Raw genomic sequence first — 16,275 nt, forward strand, 5'->3', positions numbered from 1 at the left:
GGTTTTCCTGTGATTGGCGATGGCCGATTCTACATGGCCCGGCCGAGGAAATACCGCACGCCAACTTTTACGCTGGCTTTTCCTGCGCCACCACGGCCATCGCCGCGCCCAGGTATTGCAGCATGGCCCCGTCGACGAAGCTGCCTTCCATCAGGCGCGGTTCCTGCTGGTGCGCCTGGCGGAATTTCAGCTGCGTGGCCGGATCCGTGCCCGCGTACGAGCGGAACAGGTCCAGCCACTGCCGCGCCAGCTGCAGCACGGCCGGGTCGGTGGGCGGCGTGCGCGCATCGATGGCGGCGCGCACGGCGGCGATCAGCGCCGGCCACTCGCCCGAGCGCTTGCCATAGTTGGCGGCCAGGTGCGCGTATTCCTGCTCGTCGAGGAAAGGGCGATACAGCGCAATGCGCGAGGCATTGAAGGCGGCGATGATGAACTGCATCAGGTCCGCATCGATGCTGGTCGTGTGCTGCATGGCCGGCTCCTGCGCATGCATGTCGTTCAGGCGCGCGAACAGTCCCGGATGGGCGCCCGTGTCGCGCACCAGCTTGACCATCCATTCCGTGGCCAGGGCCTGCGCCCGCGCATCTGCGGGGCTGGCGCCAGCGTTCCGGGCGGCGCGCACGCGCGTCACCAGTGCCTTCCATTCCTGTTCCACGGCCGCATCGGACAGCAGCGGCATCTGTTGCAATTCTTCGGGGCTAAAGTATTTGTCGTACATGGTCATCAACTCCATAGTGGTGAGCCACTCGGCCAGTTCCGGCGCCTGCCCCTGCGCCAGTTGCGCCTGCAGGTCGCGCAGGCGTTCGCGCAGGGTGGACGCCTGCGCGATCTGGCGTTCCAGCATGGCGATCTGCTGCGCCACGATGGCGCTCAAGGGCAGGTCCGGGCCGGCGAGTGCTGTTGCGATATCGGCCAGCGGCAGTCCGAACTTGCGCAGCGCCATGATCCGGTGCAAGCGGTCCATGTCGCCGTGCTGGTACAGACGGTAGCCAGCCTGCGTGCGCGCCGAAGGCGAGAGCAGGCCGATGCTGTCGTAATGGTGCAGGGTGCGCACGGTCAAGCCCGTCAGCCTGGCCAGTTCACCGATTTTCAACAGCATCTTTTTCTCCTTACTTGGTGCGTACACACAGGATCGGGCCTGACGTCGCGTCAGGGTCAAGCACTATTATCAGCTGATCGTCAGGTGCTGGCGCAGTTCCTGCAGCAGGGCGCCCGTCTTCGGCGTCAGCTGGCGCGCCAGCGGCCAGGCCAGGTACAGCGGCAAGCCTGGCGTGGCAAATGCCGGCAGCACTTCCACGATGGCGCCCGTGGCCAGGTGCTCTTCCACCAGCCAGGTGGCCAGCTGCGCCACGCCCAGGCCCGCCAGCACGGCGGCCGTGCGCGCCTCGGCGTCGCCCACCGTCATGCGCGGCGCCGCCACGCGGTATTCCAGCTGGCCGCCATGCTCGTCCGCATACAGCCACGGCATGGGCGAGCCGTCGCCGCGGCCATAGGCGATGCAGTCGTGCCGCTCGAGGTCCGCGATGGACATGGGCCTGCCGTGCCGCGCCAGGTAGGCGGGTGCCGCGCAAAAGATCAGGCGCTCGTCGCCCAGGTGCATCTGGCCCAGCGCGGCAGGCCAGTGCGATGGCGCGCCGATGCGCACGGCGATATCGATGCGCTCCTCGAACAGGTCGACGAAGCGGTCGCTGAAGGCGATCGACGGCTGCAGCCTCGGATATTGCGCGCACAGCTGCAGCAGGGCCGGCATCACGCGCAGGCGGCCGTACGAGGCGGGCACGCCGAGGCGCACCTTGCCGGCCAGTTCCGTCGCATGCTCGGCCAGCACGTCTTCCGCATCAGCCAGTTCCTGCAGCACGCGCTTGCAGGTGGCGTAGTAGGCGCGGCCCGCGTCGCTCAGTTTCAAGCGGCGCGTGCTGCGCTCGAACAGCATCACGCCCAGCCGCTCTTCCAGCCGCGCCACGCTCTTGCTGACGGCAGAGCTGCTCAGGTGCAGGCGTTCGGCCGCCCTGGTAAAGCTGCCCGCGTCGGCCGTGGCCAGGAAGGGTGTGATGCCTTTCAAGTGTTCCGATGAAAACATGATTCGGGAATTTTGTTCATGAATAGGGTGAAATAGTATCGCGGATAAGAATTCATGTCCCGGATATGATGGTTTTTTCTTTTGGAGGCTTTATCCCATGCAAAAACATGCCCTCATCATCGGCGCCAGCGGCGTCATCGGCAGCAAGCTGGCCGCGCATCTGCTCGGCGCAGGCTGGCGCGTTACGGGCGTCTCGCGCGGCCGCACGCCCGTGCCGGACGGCTGCGCCTCGCTGCAAGTCGATGCGACGGATGGCGCGGCGGTCAGCGCCGCCCTGGCCGGCATGGATGCCAGCCACGTCTTTTTCACGGCCTGGGCGCGCCAGGCCAGCGAGCAGGAAAACATCCGCGTCAACGGCGCCATGGTGGCTAACGTGCTGGCCGCGCTGGGGCCAGGCGGCCAGCTGCGCCATGCGGCGCTGGTGACGGGCCTCAAGCATTACCTGGGACCGTTCGACGCGTATGGACAAGGCGCCGTGCCCGTCACGCCGTTTCGCGAAGAGCAGGGCCGCCAGAGCGTCGATAATTTCTATTATGAGCAGGAAGACCGCTTGTTCGCGGCGGCCGCGCAGTATGGCTTCACGTGGAGCGTGCACCGCCCGCACACCATCATCGGCTATGCGCTGGGCAATGCCATGAACATGGGCCTGACCCTGGCCGTGTATGCGCACCTGTGCAAGGCCAGCGGCCAGCCCTTCGTCTTTCCCGGTTCCAGCGCGCAGTGGCATGGCCTGTCCGACATGACGGACGCGGGCCAGATCGCGCGCCAGCTGGCGTGGGCGGCCGACAGTCCCGCCGCGCGCAACGAGGACTTCAATATCGTCAATGGCGACGTGTTCCGCTGGAAGTGGCTGTGGCCGCGCCTGGCCGCGTATTTCGGCGTCGCGGCGGCCGATCTGCCCGCGACGATGGCGCCGCTGGCCGGCCGCATGCAGGATGCGCCCGCGCAGTGGCGCGCCATCGCGCAGCAGCATGGCCTGGCGGAGCCCGATATCGGCCGCCTCGCGTCATGGTGGCATACGGATGCGGACCTGGGACGGCCGATGGAAGTGATGACGGACATGGGCAAGAGCCGCAAGGCGGGCTTCCTCGACTACCAGGATACCCAGGATGCCTTTTTCAATCTGTTCGAGCGCCTGAAGGCGGAGCGCATCATTCCGCGCTGACGCTTTCCACGGCGGCGGGCGGCGGCGTTGCTGCCGCTGCCGCCGCATTGGCCTTGTGCTGCTGCGCGCGCTGCCATTCGAGTCCCGGGCGGTCGACGCGGAACTGCAGCAGGCGACCCTGCACCACTTCCGTCACGTAGGCCGTGCGTCCATCGGGCCCGCCAAAGGTGATGTTGCTGGGCTTGGCGCCAGGCACGCTGATCTCGCGCAGGATGCGTCCCTGCGGCGACAGTTTGACCACCGTGCCCTTGCCGTAGCGCGTCACGTACAGGTTGCCGTCCACATCGACGCGCATGCCGTCCATGCCGAAATCGTCGAACCTGATCAGCAGGCGTTTACCCGTCAGGCCGCCGTCCGCAGCGATGTCATACCTCCAGATATTGCGCTGCACGCTTTCATTCACGTACAGGATCTTGCCGTCGGGGCTCACTTCGATGCCATTGGCCGTGCCCATGGTGTCGAGCGCCAGCGTGACCGTGCCGTCCTGCGCGATGCGCCACACGCGGCCCGTGTTTTCCTTCCAGTTCGGGTCGCTCGCATACAGCACGTCGTCCTGCGTGATGGCGATGTCGTTCGGCTGCGTCATGCGCGGCTCGCGCGCGTGGATGGACAGCGCGCGCGTGGCCGGGTCGACCAGGTAAATCGTGTGTTCCATGTAGTCGGCCAGGTACATCTGGCCGCGGCTGCCGAAGCGGATGCCGTTGGCGATGCTGGTGCCGGGCAGGGTCAGGTACACCTCGCCGCTGCCGTCCGGCCGCACCTTGCCGATGGTTTGCTGTTTCGCAAAGTTGACGGCATAGATATTCCCGTCCGCGTCCACGGCCGGCCCCTCGATGCCCTTGGTGAACGAGTGCGCCGGGGTCAGCGTGGTGGCGAGGAACAGCGCTTCGTGCGCGGGCTGGCTGGCGCAGGCGGACAGGGTGGAGAGTGCTGTGGCCAACAGGGCGGCACGCAGCGACGGCAGGGCGTAGCGGGTAGGGGGCATCAAGTGTTCTCTGTAAAGCGAAGGTGGCGTATGTTACCCGACGCGCGCCGGCCGGGGCGCCAGTCTATGTCTCATCCTAGGCCGCCACCACGACCAGGTCGGGAAAATCGTCCTGCCAGCCTGCCCATTGATCTTGCAGGTGCGCGTGCATGCCGGCGCGCTCTTGCGCCTGGTCAAACTCGTCCGCGCTGGCCAGCAGGAAATGGGCGATGGCGCGCAGGGTGGCCGGGTCGGCGTGGATGGTCACGTCGGAGCAGGGCAGGGGCCGCTCGGCGGCCTCGTCCTGCAGATAGCAGTGCAGCGATAAATGTGTGGTCATGGGTGTCGGTGGTTGATATAGGCGCCCAGCATGGCGCGTGCGTTCAGCGCGGCGCGGGCCGCTTCCAGCTCCTCGGGTTGCAGGTACCAGATGGTGAGGCTGGCATGCTCTTCGCAGCGGCCATACGCCTGCATCGCGTCGCGCAGCGCTTGCCGGCGCTCGGGCGGCAGCGCATCGAGTCTGGCTTGCGTGAAACCGTTGATGGGATATACATCGCGCAGGTGCGAATCTTGCAGCCCGCGCCGCTGGATGGCGGACCAGTTATTTGCGGGGCAAGGAACGCCAAAGGTCATCGGATGGGCCTCATCGAGCTGCCGGTAGCCGAGTGCGTAGCCGGTGCCATAGCCCTGTGTTTCAGCGTAGCAGTACACATATTCGCAATGCTCAAACAGGCCGGGTATGGCCCGTGCACCGTCGAACAACGGCGCCAGCGCAAGCTTGCTGGCGCGGATGGACAGAATCAGTGACGAGTCCGACGAATACATGGCATGCGCGTCGCAGTTGACGGCCTCGTAAGCTTCGTCGGGCGGCACGAGACGCGGCGAAAGCAGTCCGATGCTGTTGTTCTCTGGCGCGAACAGCATCTTTTCGTAATTTCGCTGTGAGTACTTGACGATCTTGCCGCGCTTGTTGCCGTAGCGCTCGACGGCTTCGCCGATGTGCGCGAACCAGGCGAACAGCTGGGCGCTGGCCGCGGCGGGATGAAAGGGGCTATTTTTCTTGAATTCGCCTACGAGGAAGTGATATTGGTCCATGTGTCGCAAGGGTGAATGGGCAACGCGCATGATGCCATGTACGGGCCCACGCTGCCAGTTGCACGATTGGACGGCGCAATGGCCGGGTTGAGGCGTATGATGGACATGCAGATGTGCTTGGCATAAGGCGCTGCGCCCGGCACGGGCGTCTGGCAGGATTTTTCGTGGTTTTGGCAGCACTTTGGCAGTACCAACGACGAGGAGACATCATGGACAAACCTGAATTTATCCTGGCCGCCAAGGCCATGGAAACCCTTGAGATGTATCAAACCTTCTACGGCAATTCCAGCGAATACCAGGCGCATCAGCAGGAAGTGCTGAAGTTGCTGCGCCACAAGGGCGCGTCCTTGCTGGTGTCCGAACATGGCCCGGCGAAGTTTTTATTGGCGTTTGCCGACGCGCTCGAGGTGGCTGGGCAGCCGGGCGAGTATGTGCCGTTGAGCAGGCGGTAGGGAGGAGGAATGCCTGCCCTTCATAGGCGATCCGATCATTCTATGATGCTTTTAAGAAAAACCGCCTGCGGCGCAAGAGCTAGCCAGAAGAATCGGAGAGGGTTGCGCTGGCAAGCGCAACCCGGTGTTGCGGCGCCGAGCTGCGCTCGCCGAAGTCCCGCACAACCCCCGCGTTCCGTACGCATGGAATAAATAAAAAGGGCCTCCCCGCCAAAACGGGGAAGCCCTTTTATTTATTCAGTGGTGGAGACGGCGGGAATCGAACCCGCGTCCGCAAGCACTCCACAGACAGTTCTACATACTTAGCACTATCATTTAATTTAACTCAGCCAGCACGGATGTGCACGTTATGGGCAAGCGAGTTACCTATTATTTAGTCGGACGCTAAGTAACCCAGCATACGACGAGTCCCTGTAAATGACTCTAGAGCTTTTGACGGCCCACCCCAGGGACGAGGTGTTCTAGAGCTAACAGCGATTAAGCTGCCAGTGCGTACGAGTTATCGTTTGCAGTTAAGTTTTTTCAGGTTGTATTTACGAGGTAGCCCGCCCTCGGTATGCCCTGCGCTGCTTTGCAACCCACGTCGAAACCAGGTCGTCCCCACAGAACCTTCATTGTAGCGCAATCTGCCCATTCTTGCATGATGCATTCGCGCCGATGCGCGCCGGATCAGGCGCCGGCAGCTTTATGCCGCCAGCTGGCGCGCCTGCGCCGCCTTCACCACCGCGCTGACCAGTTCCAGCAGCGCTTGCGGCGTGTCCAGCAGATGGTCGGCGTTCCAGTGCTGCGGTTCGACGGGGCCGCAATAGCCCCAGGCGCAGGCCACCGTGCGCATGCCGGCGGCACGGCCGGCCTGGATGTCGCGCAGGTCGTCGCCCACGTACCAGCATTCTTCCGGCGCCAGTGCCAGGCGGCGCGCCGCTTCCAGCAGGGGGGCGGGGTGCGGTTTCGGGTGCGCCATGGTGTCGCCCGAGATGACGCAGCCGGCGGCGCCCAGGCCGATCTGGCCGACCAGCGGGTCGGTGAAGCGGGCCGCCTTGTTGGTGACGACGCCCCAGGCCAGGCCCAGCGCCTGCAAGCCGTCGAGCATGGCGGGGATGCCGTCGAACAGGCGGCTTTCCACGGCCAGCGCCGCTTCGTAGTTGTTCAGGAAGCCGTCTTTCAGGGCTTCATAACCGCTTTCGCCAGGACCGATGCCATACGATGCGCCTATCATGCCGCGCGCGCCGGCCGAGGCGGTGGGGCGCAGGATGGCGTACGGGGTCGGTTCCAGGCCGGCGCGCGCGCGCAGCAGGTTGATGGCGGCCGCCAGGTCGGGGGCGGTGTCGGCCAGGGTGCCGTCGAGGTCGAACAGGATGGCGCGCGGGGCTGGCAAGTGGTCGGTGGTCATGGCGGGCGCAGTAATCAGGTGGATCGGGATGAAAAATGGCGGCCGCAGCCGCCTTGTGGTTGACGCGGAAATTACAGGGGCCGGGTGCAGGCCACCAGGTAATTGACGCTGGTATCACTATTAAGCGAGTAAATCTTGGTCAACGGATTGTAGCCCATGCCGCGCATGCTATTGACATCGAGGCCGGCGCTGCGTACATATTGCGACAATTCGGCCGGCGTGATGAATTTATCGTAGTCGTGCGTGCCTCTGGGTAGCAGGCGCAGCAGGTATTCGGCGCCGAGGATGGCAAACAGATAGGCTTTCGGATTGCGGTTCAGGGTCGACAGGAAGACGTGGCCGCCCGGTTTGACCAGGGTGGCGCAGGCCTTCACGATGGCGGCCGGATCCGGCACGTGCTCGAGCATTTCCATGCAGGTGACGACGTCGTACTGGCCCGCTTCTGCGTCGGCCATGGCTTCGGCGGCGATCAGCTTGTAGCGCACCTTGGCGCCCGATTCCAGGCTGTGCAGGTCGGCCACTTTCAGGGCTTTCTCGGACAGGTCGATGCCCGTCACGTCGGCACCCTTGCGGGCCATCGATTCGGCCAGGATGCCGCCGCCGCAGCCGATGTCGATCACGCGCTTGCCGGCCAGCGGTACTTTCGCGTTGATCCACTCCAGGCGCAGGGGGTTAATTTCGTGCAGGGGACGAAACTCGGAAGTGGGGTCCCACCAGCGGTGGGCCAGCTCACTGAATTTTTGGATTTCAAGAGGGTCGGCATTCATAGGTCGAATAATAGCGGCAATTTTACAATTGGGCAGCCACGGACGAAAAAAAACCCCGCCGTGGCGGGGTTTTTTCATGCTGTCCTTGACTTGCGCGATGACTTGGAGCAAGTCCCAGGGTAGCGGTTCAGAGATTACTTGTTGCGGGTACCAACAACTTCGATTTCCACGCGACGGTTTTTCGCACGGCCTTCGGCAGTTTTGTTGTCAGCAACAGGTTGTTTTTCGCCTTTGCCTTCGGTGTACACGCGGTTGCTTTCAACGCCTTTGGTGACCAGGTAGGCTTTGACAGCATCAGCACGACGTACCGACAGTTTTTGGTTGTAAGCATCGGTGCCGACGGAGTCGGTGTGACCCACAGCGATGATGACTTCCAGGTTGATGCCGCCCAGTTGTGCGGACAGCTCGTCCAGCTTGGCTTTGCCTTCTGGCTTCAGCGTAGCTTTGTCGAAATCGAAGAATGCATCAGCAGCGAAGCTGACTTTTTCCGAGGTAGGAGCAACGACGACTGGCACTGGTACGACCACGACTGGTGCAGGAGCAGGTACTACTGGCGCTGGTGGGGCCACGCATTTGCCGTCTTGCAGGGTTTCTGGTTCTACGCACAGTGGCACGTCGCAACCTGGCACCGCGTCAGCAGGTGTCCAGTAGCCGGTACGCCAGCACAGACCGAATGGGTCACGCACGATAACGCCGCGAGCATCTTGCACGTAAGCGCTTTTTGGGCTTGGTGCTTTGATGTCAGTGGTAACTGGCGCGAACGGTGGGGAGGTTGGGGTTTGGGCCGAAGCCGAGCCAGCAATCACTGCGGATGCAGCGAAAAACAGCGTTACAAATTTATTCATTCTTTTTTCCTTTCGGGGGGTGATATCCGCAGAACAACACTGCGCTACTGGTGCTACGTGCCGAGATTTTATCATGTAGACCACATGCGCTCGTTTCAGATTGCGAAACTAGCAATTAACTTCCCAGTCATTTTGCCACACGCATCAGGGGCGCACGACCGTGGTTAAATCAAAGCTTGCCCGATTTTAGACCGCGCGTTGTTTTTGCGCAACGAAAATGCCCATTTGTAACGCGTCTGTAACAATTGATCGCTTTTTTGCCTCTTTTAAGGGCAGAGGACTTGAACTGGTATTGCCATTGTGCATTATCGACACCTGGACATGCACAGCGCCGGTGCGAAGCGGCAATCTTGCCGGTATGGCCAATTTGTACAGGTAGCTGGGCGCGCATGCTAAAATCGTGCGCTTGACTGTTAAGAGTGTTGAGCAGAGGCCCAAGGCGGCGCTGCAGGGCGGGACGTACCGAGGTACAGTCCGGACCGTGCCACCGCCGTCACTTTTTGCCAGACACTCTGCGACATGGAAGCCGGGCCGCGCCAGCAGCGCGCGGTGCGGCGTCCACGACGACAGCCGCCTAGGATATGCAGTATTGCGTCATACATTGCGTAGCAGATAAGTTAACCACAGCCTGAGATCAGTCGAACCGCCAATGGATCAATTCGCAAAAGAAACAATTCCTATTTCCCTCGAAGAAGAGATGCGCAAGAGCTACCTCGATTACGCCATGAGCGTGATCGTCGGGCGCGCCTTGCCGGATGCGCGCGATGGCTTGAAGCCAGTGCACCGCCGCGTCTTGTTCGCGATGCATGAAATGAACAACGTGTGGAACCGCCCTTACGTCAAGTGCGCCCGCGTGGTCGGCGAAACCATGGGTAAGTACCATCCCCACGGCGACGCCTCGATCTACGACACCTTGGTGCGCATGGCGCAAGATTTTTCGCTGCGCTACATGCTCATCGACGGCCAGGGCAACTTCGGCTCCGTCGACGGCGATGGCGCCGCGGCGATGCGTTACACCGAGTGCCGCCTGGACAAGATTGCCAGCGAATTGCTGGCCGATATCGATAAAGATACCGTCGACTTCCAGCCCAACTATGACGGCAAGGAAAAGGAACCGACGGTCTTGCCGACGCGTATCCCGAACCTGCTGATCAACGGTTCTTCCGGCATCGCGGTCGGCATGGCGACGAACATTCCGCCACACAATATTACCGAAGTCATCAACGGCGCCCTGCACGTGCTGCGCAACCCGGACTGCACGATCGATGAACTGATCGAACTGATCCCGGCGCCCGATTTCCCCACCGCCGGCATCATCTATGGCGTCTCGGGCGTGCGCGACGGCTACCGCACGGGCCGCGGCCGCGTGGTCATGCGCGCCAAGACGCACTTCGAGGAATACGGCAAGGACGGCGGCCGCATCGCCATCATCGTCGACGAGCTGCCATTCCAGGTCAACAAGAAGTCCTTGCTGGAACGCATCGCCGAAAACGTGCGCGACAAGAAGCTGGACGGCATTTCCGACATCCGCGACGAGTCCGACAAGTCGGGCATGCGCGTGGTGATCGAGCTGAAACGCGGCGAAGTGCCGGAAGTGGTGCTGAACAATCTGTACAAGCAAACCCAGCTGCAAGACACCTTCGGCATGAACATGGTGGCCCTCGTCGATGGCCAGCCGAAGCTGCTGAACCTGAAGCAGATGCTGCAATGCTTCCTGTCGCACCGCCGCGAAGTGGTGACGCGCCGCACCGTGTTCGAACTGCGCAAGGCGCGCGAACGCGGCCACGTGCTCGAAGGCCTGGCTGTCGCGCTGGCCAATATCGATGACTTCATCGCCATCATCAAGGCCGCGCCGACGCCGCCGATCGCCAAGGTCGAGCTGATGGCGCGCCCGTGGGATTCGTCCGTCGTGCGCGAAATGCTGGCCCGTACGGGCGACGGCACGACGCCAGGCGGCGTCGATGCCTACCGTCCGGAAAACCTGCCGAAGCATTACGGCATGCAGGCCGATGGCCTGTACAAGCTGTCGGACGACCAGGCGCAGGAAATCCTGCAGATGCGTCTGCAGCGCCTGACCGGTCTGGAACAGGACAAGATCGTCAATGAGTACAAGGAAATCATGGCGCACATCGCCGACTTGCTCGACATCCTGGCCAAGCCGGAACGCGTCACCATCATCATCACCGATGAAATGACGCTGGCCATGAACGAATACGGCGCCGGCAACAAGGACGTGCGCCGCTCGCAGATCGAACTCAATGCCACCGACCTGGAAACGGAAGACCTGATCACGCCGCAGGACATGGTCGTGACCCTGTCGCACACCGGCTACATGAAGGCGCAGCCGATCACCGAATACCGCGCGCAAAAACGCGGCGGCCGCGGCAAGCAGGCGATGGCGACGAAAGAGGAAGACTGGATCGACCAGCTGTTCATCGCCAATACGCACGACTACATCCTGTGCTTCTCGGATCGTGGCCGCATGTACTGGCTGAAGGTGTGGGAAGTGCCGCAAGGCTCGCGCAATTCGCGCGGCAAGCCGATCGTCAACATGTTCCCGCTGCAGGACAACGAAAAGATCACCGTGATCCTGCCGCTGTCGGGCGAGAACCGCACGTTCCCCGAAGACCATTACGTGTTCATGTCGACCAGCCTGGGCACCGTCAAGAAAACGCCGCTGAAGGACTTCAGCAATCCACGCAAGGCCGGCATCATCGCGGTCGACCTGGACGACGGCGACTTCCTGATCGGCGCGGCGCTGACCGACGGCCAGCACGACGTGATGCTGTTCTCCGATTCGGGCAAGGCAGTGCGCTTCGACGAAAACGATGTGCGTCCGATGGGCCGCACGGCGCGCGGCGTGCGCGGCATGAACCTGGAAGAAGGCCAGCACGTGATCGCCCTGCTGGTGGCCGAGAACGAGCAGCAGTCGGTGCTGACGGCAACCGAAAACGGTTACGGCAAGCGTACGCCGATCACCGAGTACACGCGCCATGGCCGTGGCACGAAAGGCATGATCGCCATCCAGACCAGCGAGCGCAATGGCAAGGTGGTTGCCGCGACCCTGGTCGACACCACCGATGAAATCATGCTGATCACCACCGGTGGCGTCCTGATTCGTACCCGCGTGTCGGAAATCCGCGAGATGGGCCGCGCGACGCAGGGCGTGACCCTGATCGCGGTGGAGGACGGCACCAAGCTGTCCGGCCTGCAGCGCGTGGTGGAGACGGATATCGACGAAGTCGAGCTGACGACGGAGGCGGGCGTGGACGCCGCGGCCGCGCCGGCGGCTGAACCAGCCGATCCGGACCAGCCGGAGTAAGAAGATTGGGGCTCTTTCGGGAGCCCCAATTGCTGTTGGCGTGCCACTTTCGGCGCCAGCCAGCGTAACCACGTATGCCCCCGCTTTTGTAAAGTCCCGAATACCATGAGAAAAATCGTCGCCACCTTCTTCGCCGCGTTCTCGCTGGCATTCCTTGCGACCCTGCCGGTCCTGGCGCAGAATGCGCAAGCGACGCCCGCCCGCCAGGCCGCGCCCAGCCCCGCCATGACGGTGGCCGTGCGGCGCATGCTCGACGCGATGCAGTTCCCGCAACTGACGCGCAACATCTTCGACCAGATGCTGCAATCGGTGCCGGCCATGATCCGCCAGTCGGCGCTGCAGCAAATCGGCACGAACCCGAACCTGGACGAGAAGCGCAAGGCGCGCGCGCTGGCCAGCGCCGAGGAAGAAATCCCCCTGGCCGTCGCCACCCTGACGCAGGTGCTGGCCGATCCGACTCTGATCGATGAACTGAGCGCCGAGATGGTGCCCCTGTACGCGCGCTACTACACGGTGCCGGAAGTCGAGCAGCTGACGGCGTTCTACAAGACGCCGCTGGGCCGCAAGATGCTGGCCACCATGCCGCAGCTGTCGGCCGAATCGATGGCCATCAGCCAGCGCGTGCTGATCCCGCGCGTGAATGCAGTGCTCGACCAGGTCATACGGGCGGCCACGCAATCGCCCCAATAATCCCATTTACCAAGGACCGTATCGTGACCCATATCTACAATTTCTCCGCCGGACCGGCCGTGCTGCCCAAGGAAGTGCTGGCGCAAGCCGCCGCGGAAATGCAGGACTGGCATGGCAGCGGCATGTCGGTGATGGAAATGAGCCACCGTGGTCCCGAATTCATCTCCATCTACCGGCAAGCCGTCGCCGACCTGCGCGAATTGCTGGCCGTGCCCGATAACTACAAGATCCTGTTCCTGCAGGGCGGCGGCCTGGGCGAGAACGCCATCATCCCGATGAACCTGGTGGGCCATGGCGCCACGCAGCCGGCCACCGTCGACTTCGTGCACACGGGCTCCTGGTCGGGCAAGTCGGTCAAGGAAGCGGCGAAATACGCCACCGTCAACGTGGCCGCCTCGTCGCAGGCCGCCGGTTTCACGGGCGTGCCGCCAGTGGCCGAGTGGAAGCTGACGCCGGGCGCCGCCTATCTGCACATCTGCACCAATGAAACCATCGATGGCGTGGAATTCCAGCAGGCGCCGCAGGTGCCGGCAGGCACCACCATCGTGGCCGACATGTCTTCGCATATCCTGTCGCGCGTCATTGATGTATCGCAATATGGCGTGATCTTCGGCGGCGCGCAGAAAAATATCGGCCCGGCCGGCCTCACCGTGGTCATCGTGCGCGAAGACTTGCTGGGCAAGGCGCTGCCGATTTGCCCGTCGGCCTTCGACTGGTCCATCGTGGCCGAACATGAGTCGATGTACAACACGCCGCCCACCTACGGCATCTATATCGCCGGCCTGGTTTTCCAGTGGCTGAAACGGCAAGGTGGCGTTGCAGCCATGGAACAGCGTAATATTGAGAAAGCGGCGCTGCTGTACGCGGCGCTCGATGCGGACGACTTCTACCAGAACCGGGTCGCTCCCGCATACCGCTCGCGCATGACCATCCCGTTCTATCTGCGCGACGAGAGTATGAACGACGCATTCCTGGCCGGCGCGAAGCAGCGCGGCCTGCTGCAGCTGAAGGGCCACAAGTCCGTCGGCGGCATGCGTGCATCGATCTATAACGCGATGCCGATCGAGGGCGTGCAAGCCCTGGTCAACTATTTGAACGAGTTTGCCGGACGCTGAGTCGCATAACCGACCGCGCCGGCCCGCCGCCGGCGCAGGCCGCGCGGCAATGATTGAAGTACAGCTGACGAAACAAACCAACCATGACCGATAAATTGAAACCGCTGCGCGAACAGATCGATGCGATCGACGCGCAAATCCTCGAACTGCTGAACCGCCGCGCGCAGATCGCCCAGCAGGTGGGCCACGTGAAGGCCGAGACGCAGGCGCCTGTCTTCCGTCCCGAGCGCGAAGCGCAAGTGCTGCGCGGCGTTGCCGAGCGCAATCCCGGCCCCATGGGCGACCGCGAAGTGCAGACCATCTTCCGCGAAATCATGTCGTCCTGCCGCTCGCTGGAAAAGCGCGTCACCGTGGCGTATCTTGGCCCGGCCGGCACCTTCAGCGAGCAGGCCGTGTACCAGCAGTTCGGCAGCGCCGTCGAAGGCTTGCCATGCGCCTCCATCGACGAGGTATTCCGCTCCGCCGAGGCGGGGACGGCCGATTTCGGCGTGGTGCCGATCGAGAATTCCTCGGAGGGCGCCGTCAACCGCACGCTGGACATGATGCTGCAGACGAGCCTCATCATCAGCGGCGAAGTGGCGATTGCCGTGCACCACAGCCTGATGACGAAGAGCGGCAACATGGATGGCGTCACCTCCATCTGCGCCCATTCGCAGGCGCTGGCCCAGTGCCAGGTGTGGCTGAACCAGAATTACCCGCACATCGCGCGCCATGCCGTGGCCTCGAACGCGGAAGCGGCGCGCATGGCCGGCGACGATCCGACGGTGGCGGCGATCGCCAGCGAACTGGCGGGCGCGCAGTACAAGCTGGGCGTGGTCAAGGGCCATATCCAGGACGACCCGCACAACCGCACGCGCTTTGCCGTCGTGGGGACGCTGCAGACGGCGCCGTCGGGCAAGGACCAGACCTCGCTGGTGCTGGCTGTGCCGAACAAGGCCGGCGCCGTGTACCAGCTGCTGGCGCCCCTGGCGAAGCACGGCGTGTCGATGACGCGCTTCGAGTCGCGTCCGGCGCGCATGGGCAGCTGGGAGTATTATTTCTATGTCGACGTGGAAGGCCACGTGCACGACGCGGCCGTGGCCCAGGCGCTGGCGGAGTTGCAGGGCAATGCGGCTTTCTTCAAGGTGCTGGGGTCGTATCCGGTCAGTCTGTGACGCCAACGGTGGTGTCGGATTACGGCCTGCGGCCTAATCCGACCTACAATAAGCTGTAGGTTGGGTTAGCGCAGCGTAACCCGGCAACAGCCACCAGCCTAATCATTCACCAACTTTTAAAGAACACCATGTCTAAAAATATCGGTCCAGAATACGTCCACGCCATCGCCCCTTACCAGAGCGGCAAACCGATCGCCGAAGTCGCGCGCGAATTCGGCCTCGACGAGGCATCCATCGTCAAGCTGGCGTCGAATGAAAACCCGTACGGCATGCCGGAATCGGCCAAGCAGGCGATGATCGCCGCCATCGATGACCTGGGCCGCTACCCGGACGCCAACGGCTTCGACCTGAAAGCCGTGCTGTCGCAGCGCTATGACGTGCCGGCCGACTGGATCACGCTGGGCAACGGCAGCAACGACATCCTGGAAATCGCCGCGCACGCGTTTGTCGAACACGGCCAGTCCGTCGTGTATTCGCAGTACTCGTTCGCCGTGTATGCGCTGGCCACGCAAGGCCTGGGCGCGCGCCACATCGTCGTGCCGGCGCAAGCCTATGGCCATGACCTGGACGCCATGGCGGCGGCAATCGCCGACGACACGCGCCTGGTCTTCATCGCCAACCCGAACAACCCGACCGGCACCTTCCTGTCGGCCGCGCAGCTCGAAGCCTTCCTGCAGAAGGTGCCGCAGCATGTCGTCGTCGTGCTCGACGAGGCCTACAACGAATTTCTGTCGGCCGGCGACCAGTACGAGTCGACGGCGTGGGTGCGCCAGTATCCGAACCTGGTGGTCTCGCGCACCCTGTCGAAGGCCTATGGCCTGGCCGGCCTGCGCGTCGGTTTCGCCATCGCCCAGCCGGCGCTGACGGACCTGATGAACCGCATCCGCCAGCCATTCAACGTCAATTCGATGGCGCAGGCGGCAGCCATCGCCGCCCTGAACGACAAGGAGTTCCTCGACAAGAGCGCGCGCAACAACGCGGCCGGCTACCGGCAGTTCACGGAAGCGTTCACGCAACTGGGCCTGGAATACGTGCCGTCGCACGGCAATTTCGTGCTGGTGAAGGTGGGCGAGGACGACGGCGCCGGCGCGCGCGTCAACCTGGCGCTGCTCAAGCAGGGCGTGATCGTGCGCCCCGTGGGCAGCTATGGCTTGCCGCAATGGCTGCGCATTTCCATCGGCCTGCCGCAGGAAAACGCCATCTTCATCGCCGCGCTGACGAAAGCGCTGGCCTGAC

Annotated in this window: 15 protein-coding genes and 1 other RNA gene; 7 read left to right on the forward strand and 9 right to left on the reverse strand. The window is 63.2% G+C overall.

The annotated features are described in order from the left end of the window. Positions 1-67: 67 nt before the first annotated feature. Both AC1RDJ_RS12320 and AC1RDJ_RS12325 read right to left on the reverse strand, forming a co-directional pair. Positions 68-1,099, reverse strand: a complete 1,032-nt coding sequence (locus AC1RDJ_RS12320) for a MerR family transcriptional regulator (protein WP_071324928.1) — start codon at positions 1,097-1,099, stop codon at positions 68-70. 69 nt (positions 1,100-1,168) lie between these two features. After that, positions 1,169-2,080, reverse strand: a complete 912-nt coding sequence (locus tag AC1RDJ_RS12325; protein ID WP_071324927.1) for a LysR family transcriptional regulator — start codon at positions 2,078-2,080, stop codon at positions 1,169-1,171. A 97-nt stretch (positions 2,081-2,177) separates the two neighbouring features. Here AC1RDJ_RS12325 and AC1RDJ_RS12330 point away from each other — a divergent pair, with 97 nt between their 5' ends. Continuing rightward, positions 2,178-3,245, forward strand: coding sequence for an SDR family oxidoreductase (locus AC1RDJ_RS12330; RefSeq protein ID WP_493027586.1), 1,068 nt, complete (start codon positions 2,178-2,180; stop codon positions 3,243-3,245). Here the strand turns inward: AC1RDJ_RS12330 and AC1RDJ_RS12335 are convergent. The 3 genes from AC1RDJ_RS12335 to AC1RDJ_RS12345 all read right to left on the reverse strand — a co-directional run bounded on the left by AC1RDJ_RS12335 (position 3,232) and on the right by AC1RDJ_RS12345 (position 5,334). After that, positions 3,232-4,230 (reverse strand): SMP-30/gluconolactonase/LRE family protein, encoded by a 999-nt coding sequence (locus tag AC1RDJ_RS12335; RefSeq protein WP_493027662.1) that lies wholly within the window; start codon positions 4,228-4,230, stop codon positions 3,232-3,234. The two genes, AC1RDJ_RS12330 and AC1RDJ_RS12335, sit on opposite strands and share 14 nt — an antisense overlap. Before the next feature lie 76 nt (positions 4,231-4,306). Beyond that, positions 4,307-4,549, reverse strand: a complete 243-nt coding sequence (locus AC1RDJ_RS12340; RefSeq protein WP_071324925.1) for an Imm32 family immunity protein — start codon at positions 4,547-4,549, stop codon at positions 4,307-4,309. Then, positions 4,546-5,334 carry a hypothetical protein gene (locus AC1RDJ_RS12345; protein ID WP_493027587.1) on the reverse strand — a complete coding sequence of 263 codons (789 nt, stop codon included), beginning with the start codon at positions 5,332-5,334 and terminating at the stop codon, positions 4,546-4,548. The genes AC1RDJ_RS12340 and AC1RDJ_RS12345 overlap by 4 nt, the downstream gene beginning before the upstream one ends. 179 nt (positions 5,335-5,513) lie before the next feature. On the opposite strand from AC1RDJ_RS12345, the gene AC1RDJ_RS12350 reads away from it, so the two are divergent. Further along, entirely contained in the window at positions 5,514-5,756 is a 243-nt protein-coding gene (locus AC1RDJ_RS12350) for a hypothetical protein (protein WP_071324923.1), read from the forward strand. A gap of 241 nt (positions 5,757-5,997) precedes the next feature. Here the strand turns inward: AC1RDJ_RS12350 and ssrA are convergent. The 4 genes from ssrA to ompA all read right to left on the reverse strand — a co-directional run bounded on the left by ssrA (position 5,998) and on the right by ompA (position 8,758). Then, positions 5,998-6,358, reverse strand: a transfer-messenger RNA (tmRNA) gene (gene ssrA / locus AC1RDJ_RS12355). Positions 6,359-6,441: 83 nt separating this feature from the next. Continuing rightward, entirely contained in the window at positions 6,442-7,146 is a 705-nt protein-coding gene (locus tag AC1RDJ_RS12360) for an HAD family hydrolase (protein WP_071324922.1), read from the reverse strand. Positions 7,147-7,217: 71 nt separating this feature from the next. Then, positions 7,218-7,913 carry a bifunctional 2-polyprenyl-6-hydroxyphenol methylase/3-demethylubiquinol 3-O-methyltransferase UbiG gene (gene ubiG, locus AC1RDJ_RS12365; protein WP_493027588.1) on the reverse strand — a complete coding sequence of 232 codons (696 nt, stop codon included), beginning with the start codon at positions 7,911-7,913 and terminating at the stop codon, positions 7,218-7,220. A gap of 134 nt (positions 7,914-8,047) precedes the next feature. After that, positions 8,048-8,758: an outer membrane protein OmpA gene (gene ompA / locus AC1RDJ_RS12370; protein ID WP_034782001.1), complete on the reverse strand. Its 711-nt coding sequence runs from the start codon at positions 8,756-8,758 to the stop codon at positions 8,048-8,050. A 649-nt stretch (positions 8,759-9,407) separates the two neighbouring features. Between ompA and gyrA the strand changes: the two genes are divergently transcribed. The 5 genes from gyrA (at position 9,408) to hisC (ending at position 16,274) form a co-directional block, all read left to right on the forward strand. Further along, positions 9,408-12,080, forward strand: a complete 2,673-nt coding sequence (gene gyrA, locus AC1RDJ_RS12375; RefSeq protein ID WP_071324920.1) for a DNA gyrase subunit A — start codon at positions 9,408-9,410, stop codon at positions 12,078-12,080. Positions 12,081-12,185: 105 nt separating this feature from the next. Next, positions 12,186-12,770, forward strand: a complete 585-nt coding sequence (locus tag AC1RDJ_RS12380; RefSeq protein ID WP_071324919.1) for a DUF2059 domain-containing protein — start codon at positions 12,186-12,188, stop codon at positions 12,768-12,770. Between the two features lie 23 nt (positions 12,771-12,793). Then, positions 12,794-13,885 (forward strand): 3-phosphoserine/phosphohydroxythreonine transaminase, encoded by a 1,092-nt coding sequence (gene serC, locus AC1RDJ_RS12385; RefSeq protein ID WP_071324918.1) that lies wholly within the window; start codon positions 12,794-12,796, stop codon positions 13,883-13,885. Between the two features lie 83 nt (positions 13,886-13,968). Next, positions 13,969-15,039: a prephenate dehydratase gene (pheA, locus tag AC1RDJ_RS12390; protein WP_493027589.1), complete on the forward strand. Its 1,071-nt coding sequence runs from the start codon at positions 13,969-13,971 to the stop codon at positions 15,037-15,039. A 128-nt stretch (positions 15,040-15,167) separates the two neighbouring features. Then, complete coding sequence (hisC, locus tag AC1RDJ_RS12395; RefSeq protein WP_493027590.1) at positions 15,168-16,274, forward strand: histidinol-phosphate transaminase; 1,107 nt, start codon at positions 15,168-15,170, stop codon at positions 16,272-16,274. The last annotated feature ends 1 nt before the right edge of the window (position 16,275 follow it).

The organism is Janthinobacterium sp. GW822-FHT07H10 (assembly GCF_058798675.1).

Excerpts from the sequence above, each read along its gene's own strand:
- AC1RDJ_RS12335 (WP_493027662.1), bottom strand. The coding sequence starts at position 4,230 with ATGCCCCCTACCCGCTACGCCCTGCCGTCGCTGCGTGCCGCCCTGTTG.
- ompA (WP_034782001.1), bottom strand. The coding sequence starts at position 8,758 with ATGAATAAATTTGTAACGCTGTTTTTCGCTGCATCCGCAGTGATTGCT.
- AC1RDJ_RS12360 (WP_071324922.1), bottom strand. The coding sequence starts at position 7,146 with ATGACCACCGACCACTTGCCAGCCCCGCGCGCCATCCTGTTCGACCTC.
- AC1RDJ_RS12350 (WP_071324923.1), top strand. The coding sequence starts at position 5,514 with ATGGACAAACCTGAATTTATCCTGGCCGCCAAGGCCATGGAAACCCTT.
- AC1RDJ_RS12340 (WP_071324925.1), bottom strand. The coding sequence starts at position 4,549 with ATGACCACACATTTATCGCTGCACTGCTATCTGCAGGACGAGGCCGCC.
- AC1RDJ_RS12380 (WP_071324919.1), top strand. The coding sequence starts at position 12,186 with ATGAGAAAAATCGTCGCCACCTTCTTCGCCGCGTTCTCGCTGGCATTC.
- AC1RDJ_RS12345 (WP_493027587.1), bottom strand. The coding sequence starts at position 5,334 with ATGCGCGTTGCCCATTCACCCTTGCGACACATGGACCAATATCACTTC.
- ubiG (WP_493027588.1), bottom strand. The coding sequence starts at position 7,913 with ATGAATGCCGACCCTCTTGAAATCCAAAAATTCAGTGAGCTGGCCCAC.
- gyrA (WP_071324920.1), top strand. The coding sequence starts at position 9,408 with ATGGATCAATTCGCAAAAGAAACAATTCCTATTTCCCTCGAAGAAGAG.
- AC1RDJ_RS12330 (WP_493027586.1), top strand. The coding sequence starts at position 2,178 with ATGCAAAAACATGCCCTCATCATCGGCGCCAGCGGCGTCATCGGCAGC.
- pheA (WP_493027589.1), top strand. The coding sequence starts at position 13,969 with ATGACCGATAAATTGAAACCGCTGCGCGAACAGATCGATGCGATCGAC.
- hisC (WP_493027590.1), top strand. The coding sequence starts at position 15,168 with ATGTCTAAAAATATCGGTCCAGAATACGTCCACGCCATCGCCCCTTAC.
- AC1RDJ_RS12320 (WP_071324928.1), bottom strand. The coding sequence starts at position 1,099 with ATGCTGTTGAAAATCGGTGAACTGGCCAGGCTGACGGGCTTGACCGTG.
- AC1RDJ_RS12325 (WP_071324927.1), bottom strand. The coding sequence starts at position 2,080 with ATGTTTTCATCGGAACACTTGAAAGGCATCACACCCTTCCTGGCCACG.